Origin of the sequence: Brevibacterium sp. XM4083 (assembly GCF_006489205.2) — a bacterium.
Taxonomy (GTDB): Bacteria; Actinomycetota; Actinomycetes; order Actinomycetales; family Brevibacteriaceae; genus Brevibacterium.
Genome location: NZ_VFYR02000002.1, coordinates 669,167 through 685,922 on the forward strand (window position 1 = coordinate 669,167; position 16,756 = coordinate 685,922).

The window sequence follows — 16,756 nt, forward strand, 5'->3', positions numbered from 1 at the left end:
AATGCAGGAGACGACGCTGAGCGAGCATGCCGGCCTCGGAGAGAAACGACCACACGTCGGCGATGACTCGACCTCATCCCCGGCGGCCTATTGTCGGAAGGACGGATGCACGATGAGTGAATTCGCAGATCAGCTCGATAACAGAATCGACGATGTCCGTCATCGCCTACACGACGCCAGGGATGCCGGCGACGACTTCCTCGTCGAGAGCCTCATCGACGACCTCGAGAACCTCCTCGAACTCGCCGACCGCAACGACGTCGACACCGGCCCGATCGCCGAGGTCATCAAGGCCGAGACCGGCGCGATCCCGGTCATCCCCGAACCGCGGGAATCCTGACCCGAGCAGCCACGCCTCAGGCGCACAGACCTCAGACACACGGATGCGGCCCCTTCCGAGATCATTCGGGAGGGGCCGCATCCGTGTGGGCCGGGCTGCTGCGCCGGTCTCAGGCCGAGGGCCAGTTCGGCAGGGTCGGGCGCTCGACCCGGCCCCGGCAGCATTCGATGCTGCACGCCCCGCTGCCGGGGGTCAGCGCACGTGTGCCGGGGATCGCCGGGGTCTCCGGAGTCTGCCCGGACAGCTGCGCGATGCGCTCCTCGACGAGGTCGACGAGGCCTGAGACGAACGTCGGATGCGTGCCGACGGTGGCCACGCGGGTGAACGCGAGGCCGAGCTCCTCCGCCGTCTCCTTCGCCTCGGTGTCGAGGTCGAAGGCGACCTCCATGTGGTCGGAGATGAAGCCGATCGGGGCGAGGACGACACCGGTGACGCCCTCGGCGGCGAGCTCCTCCATGCGGTCGTTGACGTCGGGTTCGAGCCACGGCACGTGCGGGGCACCCGACCGGGAGCAGTAGACGAGCTCCGCGGGCAGCCGGTCCGCCTCGGCGAGACCGCCGAGGAGGTGCTCCATGAGCTCCTCATGCTGGGCCTGGTAGCCCACGGTCGCCACCGCCGAGGCCTCCTGCATGACATCGGGGATCGAATGCGTGACGAAGAGGATCCGGTGACGGGCCGGGTCGAGGGCGCCGACCTGGGTCCGGAAGTCGTCGAGACCTTCGCGCAGCAGCGCCGCGCACGCCTCGGCGTAGCCGGGATGGTTGAAGAACTGACGGACCTTGTCGAAGCTCACCTCGACGCCCTCGTCGGCGAGACCTGAGACCGTGCCGGCGAAGTCCTCACGGTACTGCCGGCACGAGGAGTAGGAGGAGTACGCCGAGGTGTCGATCGCGAGGAAGCGGGAACGGCCGGCCGCCGCCTCGGTGCGGGCGACATCGGTGAGGTAGGGCTCCCAGTTGCGATTGCCCCACACGAGCGGGAGGTCGAGGCCGCGCCGCTCGAGTTCGGCGCGCAGAGCCGCCAGCAGCGCCTTGTTCTGGTCGTTGATCGGGGACTTGCCGCCGAATCCGTAGTAGTGCTCTCCGACCTCCTCGAGGCGCTCGTCGGGGATGCCGCGCCCCGCAGTGACGTTCTTGAGGAACGGAACGACCTCCTCGGGCGATTCCGGTCCGCCGAAGGACATGAGGACAAGGGTGTCGATGGGGGCTGTCGTATTCACGTCAGAGATTTTACAGCGTGTAGAGATCGCTTGCCCGTTGTCCGCACCCTGAGCACGATCGACTCACGATCGCCGCCCGCCGCTGCCCGTGCGCACCCCGGCCCGCCGAATTCGCCGGGATTTCGCGACTCGCGAGCAAATCTGCGGGGCTGAGCGGTGTGGTCGTGACACGATTCTTCATGAGAAGCGATAAAGGAGCGAAATGCGTGAACTCATCTTGCACGGGGTCGATGCCGACGGCACTCATCTGCTCCTCGGCGATGACTCCGGGGCACAGTATCGACTGAGACTCGACGAGTCCCTCTATGCGGCTGTGCGCAAGGACAGGGCTGTCGTGCGCTCCGACTCCCCCATCCGCCCGCGCGACATCCAGGCGATGATCCGCGGCGGGATGAGCGCCGAAGAGGTCATCGCGGCCACCGGCGCCGACCCCGACCAGGTCCGCACGTACGAACGCCCGGCCCTGGCCGAACGCGCCCACATGGCCCACACCGCGAGCCGGCACCCCATCTACTCCGATCACGACCCCAACGGCGACCCGACCCCGCTCGTCGAGCTCAGCCAGACCCGTCTGGCGATGCGCGATGTCGACATCGAGACGATGGACTGGGACGCGTGGAAGCAGCAGGACGGCAACTGGTACGTCGAGCTCAGCTTCATCGCCGCCGACCGCAAGCGCACCGCCGGGTGGAACTACTACCGCGGCTCGCTCACGGCCCTCGACGATGAGGCGAAGTGGCTCGCGGACTCCGGTCCCACGGACACCGGTCCGATCCCCGGCTACAGCTCGAGCCGCCGCACCACCGAGGAGATCGACACCCCCGACCCGCAGGCGCCGGAGCGGCCGGCCGAGCAGCCGGCGACGCTCGGCGACCACCAGGCCGAGACCGGGCGAATCCTCGAGAACCTCCGTCGTCGCCGTCGCGATGACGATGAGCCCCGCGGTCGCCTCCGCGCCGTCACCGAGGATCCCGAGACCCACCCGCAGGGCGCGCACACCGCGCCCGGGCGTCCCGCCGATGCCACCGACGATGAGGTGTTCGCGTTCGAGGACCGGATCGCCGAGGCGGCGAACCGCTCGAGCGCGGCGACGGTCGGCGACCGTGAGCCCGCGCAGGCCGAGGTCTCATCCGGTGGCGATGAGGAGCCGCAGGAGCCGACTCAGGAGGTCGGCACGTTCGACGACGACAACCAGCTCTCCCTGCTCAACGAGCCCGGGGTCAGCGACGGTGTCGAGACCTCGAAGGACACCGAGTCGAAGGCGAAGAAGAAGAGCAGCCGTGCCTCGGTTCCGAGCTGGGACGAGATCATGTTCGGATCGAAGCGGGACTGACGTCCGTTCCCAACCGCAGCACGCGGTCGCCGGAGTCGATGAGGCTCTCATCGTGGGTGACCATGATGACCGTGTGACCCGGAAGGTTGGCCCGCAGGTCCGCGACGAGGCGGTGCGCCGTGGCCGCATCGAGGTGCGCGGTGGGTTCGTCGAGGACGATGACCTCGGCCCCGCTGAGCAGGGTGCGCGCGACGGCGAGGCGCTGCCTCTCCCCTCCTGAGATCTCCGACCCGTGGTCCCCGACCCAGCGGTCGAGGCCCTCGGGGCTCGCCCAGTGCCCGAGCCCGGCCGCGGTGAGCGCGGCGAACATCTCCTCATCATCCGGCACATCCCGGCGCGCCAGGGCGAGGTTGCCGCGCACCGTCGACCGGAACACGTGCGCCTCCTGCGGGCACCACGCGATCCGACCGGCGAGCTCGGCGGGATCGAGCGCGAGGACGTCGATGCGCTTCCCGTTCCGCTCCCGTGCGTCGTAGCGCCCGCGCCACGGGGTGAGGAATCGCAGGAGGACGCTCACCGTCGTCGTCTTCCCGCTGCCGCTCTCCCCGCACACGACCGTCCACCGGTCCGCATCCGCGAAGAGGTCGAGATCGTCGAGGACGGGGACGCCGTCCCAGCCGACGGTGACGTCGGCGAGGTCGAGGTCGGTGAGCGCCGAGGCGGCCGCCGGGCTGACGGCGGCCTCATCGTCGTCGACGGCCTCGTCGTCGGCCTCATCGTCGTCGTGGCGGGAGTCCGCGGTGACGGGCGGCAGCCGGTCGAGGGCGATCCCGAGGGCGGGCATCTGCCGCCATGCCGTGAGCGCCGAGGCCAGCGGGTCGACGAGACCGAAGGTGCTGAGGACGACGACGGCGAGGATCTCCGTGGGCGCCGGGGAGATGAGGGCGATGACGATGGCGGCGAGCACCGTGGTCACCTCGACCCACAGCTGGGCAGCCCCGAAGTTCCGCGCCGAGGCGCGCTGCGCGGTCTCGAGCTCGTCTTCGGCCGCAGTGAGCCGGGCGAGGACGGCGGCGGTCGCGCCGTTGGCGCTGAGATCGGTCTTCGCCCCGAGCGCGCGGGCGAGGAGGGAGAGGATCCGTGCCTGTCCTGCGCGGATCCGCCGGGCCCACGGCGCCTCGGCGCGGACGAAGACGAGGGGGACGACGACGAGATTGACGAGCGCGAGAGCGACGAGGACGGGCACCGACCCCGGATCGAGGATCGCGGTGGCGACGATGACGGCGACGACGACGAGCGCGGAGACGACGGGCGGGAAGAGGGTGCGCGGCACGAGGTCCCGGACCTCGTCGGCATCGGCGACCATCGTCGTCAGCGCCGTGTCCGAGGTGAGCATCGTGCGGTCGCTCATGCCCGCGCGCTCGAAATGCGACCACAGCACCGAGCGCAGGCGCCCGAGGGCGGAGAAGATCGCCGAATGGAGGTTGAGGCGGCTGACGTAGAGGAAGATCGAGCGGCTGAGACCGAAGAAGCGCACTCCGACGATCGCGACGAGCAGCGTCATGATCGGCGGCCCGTACGAAGCTTCGACGATGAGCCACCCGGAGAGTGCGGTGAGCGAGATCGCGGCGAGGCTCGAGGCGCACGCGGTGAGGAGGGCGATGAGCATCGTCCACCGCATCAGCGGCAGTGCGGTGCGCAGCGTTGCCGCGCGCCGGCGCAGACTCCCGGGTACGGGCACGTCGTCGTGGCCGCGTTCGGGCGGCTCGACCGTCGTGTCCCCGGAGCGGTCGTCGGCCGCCGGGGTCCCAGCGGATGCCCGCGCCCGGGCCTCAACGGTCGCCGTCGTGCCCGGGGTCGTCGTGCCCGGGGTCGTCGTGCCCGGATCACGCGACTCGGCCGTCGCGGTGCCCGCGGTGCTCTCCTCGACCGGGCCGGCGGAGGCGGAGACCGGGGCCGCGGTGACACGCGGGGTGATCGTGTCGGTCGCGAGCGCGAGCACCCGCGGGTCATGGCTGGCGAGGACGACGCGGGTCGAGGCGGCCGCCTCGGCGATCATCGCGATGATGGTCTCCGCATTGTCGTCGTCGAGGTGGGCGGTCGGCTCATCGAGGATGAGGAGATCGGTGTCCCTGCCGCCCACGCGCACGAGGGCGAGCCGGCGCAGCTGTCCGGGGCTGAGCGCGCCGGTGGGCAGGTCGAGAGCAGTGGGAAGGCCCGCGGCGCGCAGTGCGGCCTCGGCGGTGGCACCGGTGAGTCCGAAGGTCGCGAGCTCTTCACCGAGCGTCGCCCCGAAGGTCCGCGGGGTCTGCGGCACGAGGGCGGCGCGGGCGGGGTCCAGGGTCGCCGTCGCTCCCGCCGCGAGGCTGCCCGAGAGCGCCGCGAGGATCGTCGACTTCCCCGCCCCGGAGGGGCCGAGGACCGCGGTGATGCCCGGGGTGGTCGGGATGGAACCGTCCCAGGCGACGGTGGTTCCGTCGGCGTAGGTCACGGCATGACCGGCGTGCGCAGCCGCCTCGGCGGGACCGGTTTCATCCTCGGCCTCGGCGAGGAGTGCCTGGGCCCGGTCGTAGGACTCGCGGCCGTTCTCACTGGCGTGGAATCCGGCGCCGAGGGCGCGCAGCGGCATGAAGCACTCGGGGGCGAGCAGCAGCGCGAGCAGTCCGTCGCTCAGGTCCATCGTGCCGTAGACGAGGCGCACGCCGATGACGACGGCGACGAGGGCCACGGAGATCGTCGCGATGAGTTCGAGGGCGAGGCTCGAGAGGAACGCGATGCGCAGCGTCGCGAGATTCGCCTGGTGGTAGTCGGTGCTCAGCCTGCGCAGGGTGCGGGCGTGCTCCCGGGACCGGCCGAGTCCGATGAGGACCGGCAGGCCTTCGGCGAGTTCGGCGAGGTGGTCCGACATCCGCTCGAGCGCGCGTGTGCTCTCTGCCGTCGTCTCCTCGGTGTAGCGGCCGATGAGAACCATGAACAGCGGGACGAGCGGCAGGCACGCGATGATGATGACCGCCGAGAGGAGGTCGGCGAAGAGGATCCGCACGAGGAGCACCGCGGGCACGACCGCAGCCTGGGTGAGTGCGGGCACGACCGTCGTGAAGTAGTCGTCGAGGTCGTCGACCCCGCGCGTCACCGTCACCGCGGCCTTGGCCCGGGGCATCCCGCGCCTGGCCAGGAGCGTGGAGAGGATGCCGGCGCGCAGTCCGCGCTTCGCCGCGGCGGCTGCCCCGGTGCCGAGGCTGTGGTCGGCCCACAGGCTCGCTCCGCGCAGTCCGGCGCCCAGGAGGCCGAGGACGATCCACAGTGGGAGCGAACCGAGGTCGAGGATCGTGCGCACGAGCGCCTCGGCGATGAAGACGATGCCGACAGCGCGTGCTGCCGCGCTCGTCACGGAGAGGACGAGGCTCCTCCTGCCGTCGGGCAGCGACAGGAGGATCCCCAGTGGCGAGCTCACGAGCGGATCGCCGCCGGCACCTTGTGGGCGTCGGGGATGTGCGACTCCGTGAGTCGGTTGAGGTACTGCCGGTAGCTGAAGATCTGGTAGCCGAGCACGATCGGGAAGAAGATCGCGGTGACGACGAGCATGACTCCGAGCGTGTAGTCCGACGACGACGCGGTGGCGATCGTCAGCGAGAACGCCGGATCGAGCGTCGAGGGCAGGACGTTCGGGAACACACCGGCGAAGACCGCGCCCATCCCGGCGAGGAGGAAGACGCCGTGGAGGAAGAACGCCTTCTTCTCCGCCCCGGCCCGCAGTGCGACGAACGAGGCGATGAGCGCGATGAGGGCGATCGCGACCGGCACGATCAGCCACGCGCCGTGGCGGATCGAGAAGGCGAACCAGAGGAGGAAGGGAATCGCGAACGGCAGGGTCGTCGCCCGTGCCCAGCGGCGGGCCTTGGCCCGCAGCTCACCGTCGGTCTTGAGGCAGAGGAACATGAGCCCGTGGACGAAGCTGAAGCCGACACCGCCGAGTCCGCCGAGGAGGGCGGGCCAGCCGAGCCATGCGAAGGGACCGCCGACCATGTCGCCGTTCTCGTTGAGCGGCAGACCCGTCGTCGTGATGACGAGGAGGGCGCCGATGAGGAACGCGACGACGGCCGAGCCGATGGCCATCGCCCAGGTCCAGAACGTCAGCCAGCGCTGCGTGTGGCCCTTTCCGCGGTATTCGATGGCCACGGCGCGGAAGATGAGCCCGAGCAGGCAGAGCGTGAGCGGGATGTAGAGGGCGCTGAAGAGGGAGGCGTACCAGTGCGGGAACGCCGCGAACATCGCGCCGGCCGCCGTGATCAGCCACACCTCGTTGCCGTCCCAGACGGGTCCGATCGAGTTGAGCAGAACGCGCCTGCCGCGCTCGTCCTTCGTGAAGATCGGCATGAGCATGCCGACTCCGAGGTCGAACCCGTCGAGGAACAGGTAGCCGATCCACAGGACGGCGATGAGGACGAACCAGATCGTTGCCAGGATTTCCATCTGTCTTCTCCTCCTCAGTACGCGAACGACAGAACGTCGTCGTCGTTGCCGGTGATCGTGGGCTTCTTGTTGGACTCGGCGAGTTCGGGCATCGCCGAGGCGACCCCTCCTCTGGTGTACTTGATGATGAGTTTGAGTTCGACGACCATCAGCCCGCCGTAGACGAGGGTGAGGCTGATGAGGGAGAACAGCAGCATCGCCGGGGTCAGCTGCGGTGAGAGGGCAGCTTGGGTGAACATGTAGACACCGTCGAGCTGGGCCGGGTTGGGGGCGACGACGAAGGGCTGGCGGCCCATCTCGGTGAAGATCCACCCCGCCGAGTTCGCGATGAACGGTGCGGTGATCGCCAGCAGCGCCCCGCGCATCATCCAGGGCGACGCCGGCACCGTGCCCTTCCTCGTGATCCACAGGGCCAGCGCGCACACTCCGACGGCGACGAAGCCGAAGCCGATCATCGCACGGAAGCCCCAGTAGGTGACGATCATGATGGGCTGGTAGTCGATCGGCTCGCCGGCGTGCTCGCCGTAGCGCGGATCGTCGGGTAGGTTCGTCCCGTACCGCTCCTGGTACTCCGGCAGGAGGGTGTTGACCCCGTGGACCGGGGTGCTGAAGTCACCCTTGGCGAGGAACGAGAGCAGACCGGGGATCTCGAGCACGGACTGGACGTCGGAGCAGTTGTTCGACTGCAGGTCGCCGACGGTGAGCACGGAGAACTCCGTGCCGTCGTGGCAGGCGCCCTCGGCCGAGGCCATCTTCATCGGCTGCTGCTCGAACATCAGCTTCGCCTGGATGTCACCGGTGATCGAGACGCCGGCGAAGGCGATGATGCCGGAGATCGCGCCGATGCGCAGGCACTTGATCCACACGCGGTAGTCGATCGCGTCGCGACCGGGCACATCGGGGGCGCTGCCGACGATGACCCTGCCGTCCTTGCCGACGGTGTCGATGCCGTCCTTGCGCCGCCGGTAGAGGTGGTACCACGAGATGCCGACGAGGAAGCTGCCGCCGACGGCGACGGCGCCGAAGAGCGTGTGGGTGTAGGCGGCGATCGCCGTGTTGTTGCCGAGCACCGCCCAGACGTCGGTCATCACCGGCTTGCCGTCGACGAGTTCGACGCCGACGGGGTGCTGCATCCACGAGTTCGCGACGATGATGAAGAACGCGGAGATCCACGAGCCGATGACGGCACACCACAGCACGGTGAGGTGGACGGGTCGGCTGAGCCTGCCCCAGCCGAAGATCCACAGACCGAGGAACGTCGATTCGAGGAAGAACGCGATGAGCGCCTCCATCGCCAGCGGGGCGCCGAAGACGTCGCCGACGAAGCGGGAGTACTCGCTCCAGGCCATGCCGAACTGGAACTCCTGGACGAGACCGGTGGCCACGCCCATGATGAAGTTGATGAGATAGAGCTTGCCGAAGAACTTCGTGGCCCGCAGGTAGACCTCATTGTCGGTGCGGTGGTACATCGTCTGGAGGATCGCGACGAGCATGCCGAGCCCGAGCGTGAGGGGAACCATCCAGAAGTGATAGACGGTGGTGATGCCGAACTGCCAGCGTCCGATGAGCACCGGATCCAGTTCCATGGGCTTCTCCGTTCTAGTCGTCGAGGGGAAACTTTCTACAACACGTAGAATTCTACGCTTGGTAGAACTCTGAAAGCCACTGTCTCACATTCCAGCCCGGACCATCCCGGCATCCGTGTCCGCGCAGGTCAGCACCCACAGACGGGAGAATAGGCACGGCTGACGCAGAGGCGCGTCTCACATGGAATTCGACACCATGTAGAGGTAGAATGGGGGCTCCAGCCGGACCGGCGCCGCAGGCGGCGCGGTCACTACCGAGGACAAGGACATCGTGGGAACTCTGGGCGAACTCGAACGCAGCGTCATGGACGCCATCTGGGCGCACGAGGACGGCCTCAGCGCCGCGGAGCTGCGTGACGCCCTCGCCGACCGTGACCTCGCCCTCACCACGGTCCACACCGTGCTCACGCGCCTGGAGAAGAAGGGCTTCGTCACCCGCGATCGGAGCATCCGCCCGCATCGCTACCTCGCGGTCTCGACCCGTGAGGACCACGTCGCCGAGCTCATGACCGAGGTGCTCTCGCAGGCCCCGGATCGTCAGGCCGTCCTCGCCCGCTTCCTCGGCACCGTGTCGGAGGCCGACGAGAAGACCCTGCGCAGCCTTCTGGGGCGCAACCACTCGACGCGCTCCTGACGGCGGGCCGAGTACCACCATGAGCATCGTCGGGTGTCTCCTGGGAGTGTTGGCGTTCCTCCTCGCCTGGCCGGTTCCCGCGCTGCTGCGCCGGTTTCGCAGCGACCCGATCTCCGAGGTCATCCTCTGGCAGGCCGTCGGACTCTCAGGCGGGCTCTCGCTCATCGGCGCGGCCTTGGCCTTCGCCGTCGAGCCCGGAGCACCGAATCTTCCCATCGGACTGTGGGATCTCATCCGCGGCGAATCGCATGCACAGCTGTCGATCCTCGCGTGGATCTTCCTCATCATCGCGCTGGTGCTCATCGGGCGCCTCCTCGGCTGCCTCGCGCTGACGTTCTACTCAGCGCGGAGAACTCGACTTCGCCATGCCGAGATCTTACACCTGCTCAGCGAGCCGTCGCAGAATTATCCCGACACCCGCATCATCTCCTCGGACGAGCCCGTCGCCTACTGTCTGCCCGAAGGGCCGCGCAAGGGCACGGCGGTCCTGTCGACAGGCCTCCTTGAGGTTCTCAGCGAGGCCGAGCGCTCCGCGGTCATCGCGCATGAGAAGGCGCATCTCGACTTCCGCCACGACATCCTCGTCATCCCGTTCGCGGCGTGGCATCGGGCGCTGCCGTTCTTCTCGGCCACGGCGATCGGCCTCAATTCCGTCAATCGCCTCATCGAGTTCATGGCCGACGACCAGGCGCGTCAGACCGTCGACCCGGCGGTGCTCGCACGCGCCGTCGCTGCGGCCGCGTCGATCAGTCCCGAGCATCGGGAGGGTCTGAGCGCCGAGCGCATTGCACGCCTGTCCCAGCCGCGCCATCCCGCACGCACGATGGTGCGCCTGTGCGCCTGCCTGGTGGCAGCGGGCCTGCTGCTCATTCCGACGGTGCTCCTCTTCGTGCCCGTCGCTCCCCTCCACTGATCCGCGCGCATTGCGCTGAGCACCGCCTCGGGCACCGTGGGAGCACGGTCGCTCCCCCGCGCCGAGGCGGTTGCCGCGCCCTCAGCTGTCGATGCGCTCGGCGTCGAGGACGGCGGCGCCGGAGACGATGAACTCCTTGCGCGGGCCCACCGAGGAGCCCATGAGGAGTTCGAAGGTCCGCTCCGCCGCCTCGGCGTCGGCCATCGTCACCCGCCGCAGGGTGCGGTCGGCAGGATCCATCGTCGTCTCCGCGAGCTGATCGGCGTCCATCTCTCCGAGGCCCTTGTAGCGCTGGATCGGCTCCTTGTACGACTTCTTCGACTTGTCGAGCTTCTTCAGCAGCGCGTGGAGTTCGGCCTCGGAATACGTGTAGACGATCTCGTTCGGGGTGCCGCGCTTCGTCACGACCTCGACGCGGTGGAGCGGCGGCACGGCGGCGAAGACCCGGCCCTCCTCGACGAGCGGCTTCATGTAGCGGAAGAAGAGCGTGAGCAGCAGTGTGCGGATGTGCGCGCCGTCGACGTCGGCGTCGGTCATGATGATGACCTTGCCGTAACGGGCCGCCTCGAGGTCGAAGCTGCGACCGGAACCGGCGCCGATGACCTGGATGAGGGCGGCGCATTCGACGTTGGCGAGCATGTCCGCCAGCGAGGCCTTCTGGACGTTGAGGATCTTGCCGCGGATCGGGAAGAGCGCCTGGTGGTCGGAGTTGCGCGCCGACTTCGCCGTGCCCATCGCCGAATCGCCCTCGACGATGAAGAGCTCGGTGTTCGCGACCCCGCTGTCGCGGCAGTCGTAGAGCTTCGCCGGCAGCGAGGACGCCTCGAGCGCGGTCTTGCGGCGCTGGTTCTCCTTGTGGGTGCGCGCCGAGATCCGCGACTTCAGCTCCGCGACGACCTTCTCCATGAGGACCGCGGCCTGCTGCTTCTCCGCGCGCTTCGTCGAGGCGAGGATGCCGCCGAGCTGGGCTTCGACGGTCTTCGCGACGATCTGGCGGACCGCGGCGGTGCCGAGGACCTCCTTCGTCTGCCCCTCGAACTGCGGTTCGGCGAGCTGGACGGTGACGACGGCGGTGAGGCCGGCGAGGACATCGTCCTTCTCGAGGCGGTCCTTGCCGAGTTTGAGCTTGCGGGAGTTCGCCTCCACGGCCTTGCGCATCGCCTTGAGCGTCGCCTGTTCGAAACCGGCGAGGTGGGTGCCGCCGTGCGGGGTGGCGACGACGTTGACGAAGCTCTTGATCTTCGTGTCGTAGCCGGTCCCCCAGCGCAGGGCGACGTCGACGCCGACCTCGCGTTCGACCTCCTTCGACACGAGATGTCCCGAGGAGTCGAGGACGGGCACGGTCTCCTTGAACGAGCCCGTGCTCTGCATCCGCCAGGTGTCGGTGATCGGCGGGTCGATCGAGAGGTGGTCGACGAACTCGGTGATGCCGCCGTCGAAGCGGAAGTCCTCGACGCGTTCGGCGATGACGGCGCCGGTCTCATCGCGGGCGACGCCGCGGCGGTCGACGATGGTGAGTTCGAGGCCGGGGACGAGGAACGCCGTCTGCCGAGCGCGCTCGACGAGGTGCTGGTAGTCGAACTGGGCGCTGCCGAGGAAGATCTGCGGGTCGGCCCAGTAGTGGACCTTCGTGCCGGTCACTCCCCGCTTGGCCTTGCCGACGATCTCGAGGCCGGTGGCCTCGTGGAACTCCTCGAACGGGTTGTCCGGGCTCGGTGCCTTCCCCTTGTCGTCGAAGCGGCCGGGCACCCCGCGGCGGAAGGACATCTTGTGGATCTTCGAGCCGCGGGTGACCTCGACGTCGAGGCGCGAGGACAGGGCGTTGACGACGGAGGCGCCGACACCGTGGAGGCCGCCGGAGGCGGCATACGACGAGCCGCCGAACTTGCCGCCGGCGTGGAGCTTCGTCATGACGACCTCGACGCCGGTCAGACCGGTCTTCGGTTCGATGTCGACGGGGATGCCGCGGCCGTGGTCGGTCACGGCCACGGAGCCGTCGGCCTCGAGTTCGATGAGGATCGAGGAGCCGAACCCGCCGAGCGCCTCGTCGACGGCGTTGTCGATGATCTCCCACAGACAGTGCATGAGCCCGCGCGAGTCGGTCGTTCCGATGTACATGCCCGGACGCTTGCGCACCGCCTCGAGCCCTGAGAGCACGGACAGATGCCGTGCGCCGTAGCTTTCCTCTTCCACACTCTTCCTCTCGTTCGATTGAATTCTAATCGCCGTGGTCCCCCGCGCCCGGGTGCGGGGTCGCCGTGTCGGCCAGGTTTGCTGGAACAATGGCCCCATGACCCGCCCACGTCTCCCCCTGCGCGCCGCAGCCCTGCCCGCAGCCGCCCTGCTCGGCGCCGTGCTGCTCGGCGCCTGCGCCGCCCCCGCCCCCGCGCCCGGCCAGCGGTCGACGACGGTCGCCGCCGAGCCGCTGCCGTCGGGGTCGTCCGGAAGCGCACCGACCGCCTCGGCGCGGGTCGTCGACGAGGATCTCACGGGAACGACGATCGCCATCGACCCCGGTCACAACGGCGGCAACGCGAAGGATCCCGCAGCGATCGCGAGCCCTGTCCCCGATGGCCGAGGCGGGGAGAAGGCGTGCAACACGACGGGCACCGCGACCGACTCCGACTACTCCGAAGCGGAGTTCGCGTGGGAGGTCAGCGGGCTGCTCGCCGCAGATCTCGAGGCCGCCGGCGCCGAGGTGGTCCTCAGTCGGGAGGACAACGACGGAGTCGGGCCGTGCGTCGATGAGCGCGGCACGTTCGCCGCCGACGCCGATGCGCTGGTGAGCATCCACGCCAACGGCAGCGAGTCGACGGCGGCGAAGGGCTTCCACGTCATCGTCGCCGACCCCGGGACGACACCGGAGCTCGAGACCGCGTCGACGGCGCTCGCCGAGGCGATCAGCGCGGCGCTGGCCGGGCCGTTCACGCCGAACCCGGCGTACGGGAAGGACGCGATCAGTCCGCGTCCGGATCTTGCGGGACTCAACAACTCCTCGGTGCCGGCCGTCATCGTCGAATGCGGGGAGATGCGCAATCCCGAGGAGGCGAAGGCGATGGAATCCGCGGACGGCCGGAAGGAGTACGCCGAGGCGATCGCCCGCGGAGTCGCCGACTGGCTGGGCTGACCCCGCCCACGCAGATCGCGGTGCAGACGACAGCGACGCCGGGTCCGCGGTCGGATGACCATGGGCCCGGCGTCGTCGGTCAGCCGTGTCAGTCGAGGTAGTCGCGCAGCACCTGCGAGCGCGACGGGTGGCGCAGCTTCGCCATCGTCTTCGACTCGATCTGGCGGATCCGCTCCCGGGTGACGCCGTAGACCTTGCCGATCTCGTCGAGGGTCTTCGGCTGTCCGTCATTGAGCCCGAAGCGCATCGAGACGACCCCGGCTTCGCGCTCGGACAGGGTGTCGAGCACCGAGTGCAGCTGCTCCTGGAGCAGGGTGAAGCTCACCGAGTCCGAGGGCACGACCGCTTCGGAGTCCTCGATGAGGTCGCCGAACTCGGAGTCGCCGTCCTCGCCGAGCGGGGTGTGCAGGGAGATCGGCTCACGGCCGTACTTCTGCACCTCGACGACGCGTTCGGGCGTCATGTCGAGTTCCTTCGCGAGCTCTTCGGGGCTCGGCTCCCGGCCGAGGTCCTGGAGCATCTGGCGCTGGACGCGAGCGAGCTTGTTGATGACCTCGACCATGTGGACGGGGATGCGGATCGTGCGCGCCTGGTCGGCCATCGCGCGGGTGATGGCCTGACGGATCCACCACGTCGCGTAGGTCGAGAACTTGAAGCCCTTTGTGTAGTCGAACTTCTCGACGGCGCGGATGAGGCCGAGGTTGCCCTCCTGGATGAGATCGAGGAAGAGCATGCCGCGGCCCGTGTAGCGCTTGGCGAGCGAGACGACGAGGCGGAGGTTCGCCTCGAGGAGGTGGTTCTTCGCGATCCGTCCGTCGTGGATGATCCACTTGTAGTCCATCGTCAGGCGCGGGTCGGTCACCTCACCCTCGTCGAGGAGGTGCTCGGCGTACATGCCGGCTTCGATGCGCTTGGCGAGGTCGACCTCCTCGGCGGCGTTGAGGAGCGCGACCTTGCCGATCTGCTTGAGGTAGTCCTTGACCGGGTCGGCGGTGGCACCGGCGGAGACGACCTGCTGGGCGGGAGCGTCGTCCTCGTCGGCGTCGGAGACGATGAAGCCGCCGGCCTCGGTGACCGCGGCGTTCTTCTCCTTCTCCTCGGAGTTCTTCGTCTCGGTCGCCTCGGAGGGGCTGAGCTCGGTGGCGAGCGCGTCCGCGGTCGGTTCGACGTCCTCGGTCGACTCGACGTCGGAGTCGGACTTCTTCTTCGTGCTCACCGGCGCGTCGTCGGCTTCGGCGGTCTTCTTCGTCGTCTTCTTCGCGGCGGTCTTCTTCGCGGCCGTGGTGGTCTTCGCGGCTGCGGTGGTCTTCTTCGCCGCCGTCTTCTTCGCGGGAGCCTTCTGCTCCGTGGTCTCCTGGCTCTCCGCGGGCTCAGCCGGCTTGCTCTTCGCCGCCGTGGTCTTCTTGGCCGTCGTCTTCGCGGTCGCGGTCTTCGCGGCAGTCGTCTTCTTCGCCGCAGTCGTCTTGGCACGCGAGGTCGACGACGTCTTCGTCGTCTTCTTTCCCTTCGCCGCTGTGGTCGTCGATCCACCCGACGAAGTGGCCTCCGACTCCTCAGTCACTGTTTTCCTGTCGACTGTCGGCACGTGTTCACCTTTCGCGAGCGCTGATACTTCCCAGTTGCACCAGGACATTACTAAGACCCTTGTCAAGGGGGCGCAAGGGTCGTGTGCCCAAGGGCGAGCGCACAGCTCTCCCAATATGCAATGACAGGGTCAACGCACAAGTCTGGCACGTTATTCCCCGCTTGGCGAATCGGCGGGAAGCCGCGTCCACGCACCGAAACGCCCTGTCCGGACTCGCTCAACACCGGCACCGTCGCAGAGATTCCCCCGCCCACCCGCCTCGGTGCCGTGAACGCTGCCGGTCGGCTCAGAACGGCGCCCGCGTCATCAGCCACCGCGGCAGGTAGCCGTGGCCGACGGCGGAGATGAGGAGTTCGGCGAGTGAGTTGCCCTCATCGACGGCGAGCGCGGCGAGTCCGTACTGCTCGGCCATCGTCGAACCGCCCAGCGACCATTCGAACCAGGCGATGACCGCGTACGCCGTCGACAGGGTGCGCGGGCTGCTCCACGGCACGTAGCTTTCGAGGAAGGCGATCGCGAGCAGCACATCGTAGGGCGTGGGCGCGCGGTCGGAGAGTCCGATCATCTGGTCGGCCGCTGCCCGCGACTTCCCCGCCCGGCGCGCCCACTGCACGAGCTCGCCGGGTTGGGCCCGGCACACCCGGCGCGGCAGGAAGTCGGGATGGTCGAAGCCGAGGATCATCTCGAGGGCGTCTCGGGACCACTTCTCGGCAAGGATCCGGTCGAGGGCACGGACCACCCGCGGGGTCATCAGCGCGCTGAGCTCCTCGCGGTCGAAGGCCTCGGTGCGTCCGCGCTGGGCGAGGAGACCGGGGTAGACCTCGCCGAGGATGTCGAAGGCCTGAGTCATCGTCGTCGGTTCGTCATGCTCTTCCGTGAAGAACGCCGCTCTCTCCTCCGCACCGGCCGGCAGGACGATGAGGTCGCTCGGACCCTCCGCGGGCGCCGACCCCGTCGAGACGAGCTCCGTGGCGCACGCCGAGGACTGCGCTGCGGCGAGATCGGTGCCGGGATCGTCGCGGTCATCGATGCGGCCGAAGCGACCGTCGGAGACCCACCATGCGCTCAGGGTGTCGATACCGACGCTGCCGAGGGCGCGAGCCATCTCGTCGGTGGCGGCCCGGATGAGGCTGCGGCGCATCTCCGAGTACTCGGCATCGCCGCGGGTGACGAGGTCGTCGGGGCCGACGAAGACGTACTCCTCGTCGGGCGCGTACTCGTCGTCGTAGAGGACGAGGAACACCCCCGAGGGCCGGCAGGCGCGACACACGAGCTCACACAGCCACTGACCTCCCTCCGCCGCTGTCGCCGCCGCCCGCTCGAGGTCGAAGTCGACGCGCAGGGTCGTCGCGCACGACTGCGCCCCGCTCCCGTCGGTGACGACGAGGATCGCGACGAGACTGTGCGCGGGCGTGTAGCCCAGGGTGTGGGGAACGATTCCGATGATGTCCTCTGCGGTCTTCGCTGGCGTGTCCATGCCGCCAGTCGACTCCACCTGGGTGCGCAGGCGCCAGACCCCGCGCAGCCCCTGTGGACGCGGCGATTCCGTCCACAGGACGAGGGCGCGCAAGTCACGTCCGCTCTCCCCACGCACCCGCGCACGAAT

The 16,756-nt window shown here is 68.8% G+C and carries 12 protein-coding genes; 5 read left to right on the forward strand and 7 right to left on the reverse strand.

Annotated features, from left to right (window positions below):
- Positions 1–112: 112 nt before the first annotated feature.
- Positions 113–340 (forward strand): hypothetical protein, encoded by a 228-nt coding sequence (locus tag FJ887_RS08835; RefSeq protein ID WP_137825759.1) that lies wholly within the window; start codon positions 113–115, stop codon positions 338–340.
- A gap of 109 nt (positions 341–449) precedes the next feature.
- On the opposite strand, the gene FJ887_RS08840 is transcribed toward FJ887_RS08835, so the two are convergent.
- Complete coding sequence (locus FJ887_RS08840; RefSeq protein ID WP_137825758.1) at positions 450–1,559, reverse strand: ferrochelatase; 1,110 nt, start codon at positions 1,557–1,559, stop codon at positions 450–452.
- A gap of 202 nt (positions 1,560–1,761) precedes the next feature.
- Here FJ887_RS08840 and sepH point away from each other — a divergent pair, with 202 nt between their 5' ends.
- Positions 1,762–2,892 (forward strand): septation protein SepH, encoded by a 1,131-nt coding sequence (gene sepH, locus FJ887_RS08845; RefSeq protein WP_137825757.1) that lies wholly within the window; start codon positions 1,762–1,764, stop codon positions 2,890–2,892.
- On the opposite strand, the gene cydC is transcribed toward sepH, so the two are convergent.
- From cydC to FJ887_RS08860, 3 genes are read right to left on the reverse strand one after another with little or no spacing between them, the layout of a single operon-like run.
- The gene (gene cydC, locus FJ887_RS08850) at positions 2,867–6,286 is read right to left on the reverse strand and encodes a thiol reductant ABC exporter subunit CydC (protein WP_137825756.1); all 3,420 of its coding nucleotides are present in this window, start codon (positions 6,284–6,286) and stop codon (positions 2,867–2,869) included. The two genes, sepH and cydC, sit on opposite strands and share 26 nt — an antisense overlap.
- Positions 6,283–7,305, reverse strand: coding sequence for a cytochrome d ubiquinol oxidase subunit II (gene cydB, locus FJ887_RS08855; RefSeq protein WP_137825755.1), 1,023 nt, complete (start codon positions 7,303–7,305; stop codon positions 6,283–6,285). The genes cydC and cydB overlap by 4 nt, the downstream gene beginning before the upstream one ends.
- A gap of 14 nt (positions 7,306–7,319) precedes the next feature.
- Positions 7,320–8,891 (reverse strand): cytochrome ubiquinol oxidase subunit I, encoded by a 1,572-nt coding sequence (locus FJ887_RS08860; protein WP_212743327.1) that lies wholly within the window; start codon positions 8,889–8,891, stop codon positions 7,320–7,322.
- 271 nt (positions 8,892–9,162) lie between these two features.
- Here FJ887_RS08860 and FJ887_RS08865 point away from each other — a divergent pair, with 271 nt between their 5' ends.
- A complete protein-coding gene (locus FJ887_RS08865) occupies positions 9,163–9,525 on the forward strand; it encodes a BlaI/MecI/CopY family transcriptional regulator (protein ID WP_137825754.1) in 363 nt (120 codons plus the stop codon).
- A gap of 19 nt (positions 9,526–9,544) precedes the next feature.
- Positions 9,545–10,438, forward strand: a complete 894-nt coding sequence (locus FJ887_RS08870; RefSeq protein WP_137825753.1) for a M56 family metallopeptidase — start codon at positions 9,545–9,547, stop codon at positions 10,436–10,438.
- An 81-nt stretch (positions 10,439–10,519) separates the two neighbouring features.
- Here the strand turns inward: FJ887_RS08870 and FJ887_RS08875 are convergent, their stop codons facing one another.
- Complete coding sequence (locus FJ887_RS08875; RefSeq protein WP_137825752.1) at positions 10,520–12,631, reverse strand: DNA gyrase/topoisomerase IV subunit B; 2,112 nt, start codon at positions 12,629–12,631, stop codon at positions 10,520–10,522.
- A gap of 97 nt (positions 12,632–12,728) precedes the next feature.
- Here FJ887_RS08875 and FJ887_RS08880 point away from each other — a divergent pair, with 97 nt between their 5' ends.
- Complete coding sequence (locus FJ887_RS08880; protein WP_140954942.1) at positions 12,729–13,565, forward strand: N-acetylmuramoyl-L-alanine amidase family protein; 837 nt, start codon at positions 12,729–12,731, stop codon at positions 13,563–13,565.
- Positions 13,566–13,653: 88 nt separating this feature from the next.
- Here FJ887_RS08880 and FJ887_RS08885 read toward each other — a convergent pair whose 3' ends face one another.
- Together FJ887_RS08885 and FJ887_RS08890 are read right to left on the reverse strand one after the other, a co-directional pair.
- A complete protein-coding gene (locus tag FJ887_RS08885; RefSeq protein WP_249356853.1) occupies positions 13,654–15,126 on the reverse strand; it encodes an RNA polymerase sigma factor in 1,473 nt (490 codons plus the stop codon).
- 310 nt (positions 15,127–15,436) lie between these two features.
- Positions 15,437–16,627, reverse strand: coding sequence for a DUF4192 family protein (locus FJ887_RS08890; RefSeq protein WP_137826383.1), 1,191 nt, complete (start codon positions 16,625–16,627; stop codon positions 15,437–15,439).
- Positions 16,628–16,756: the final 129 nt, after the last annotated feature.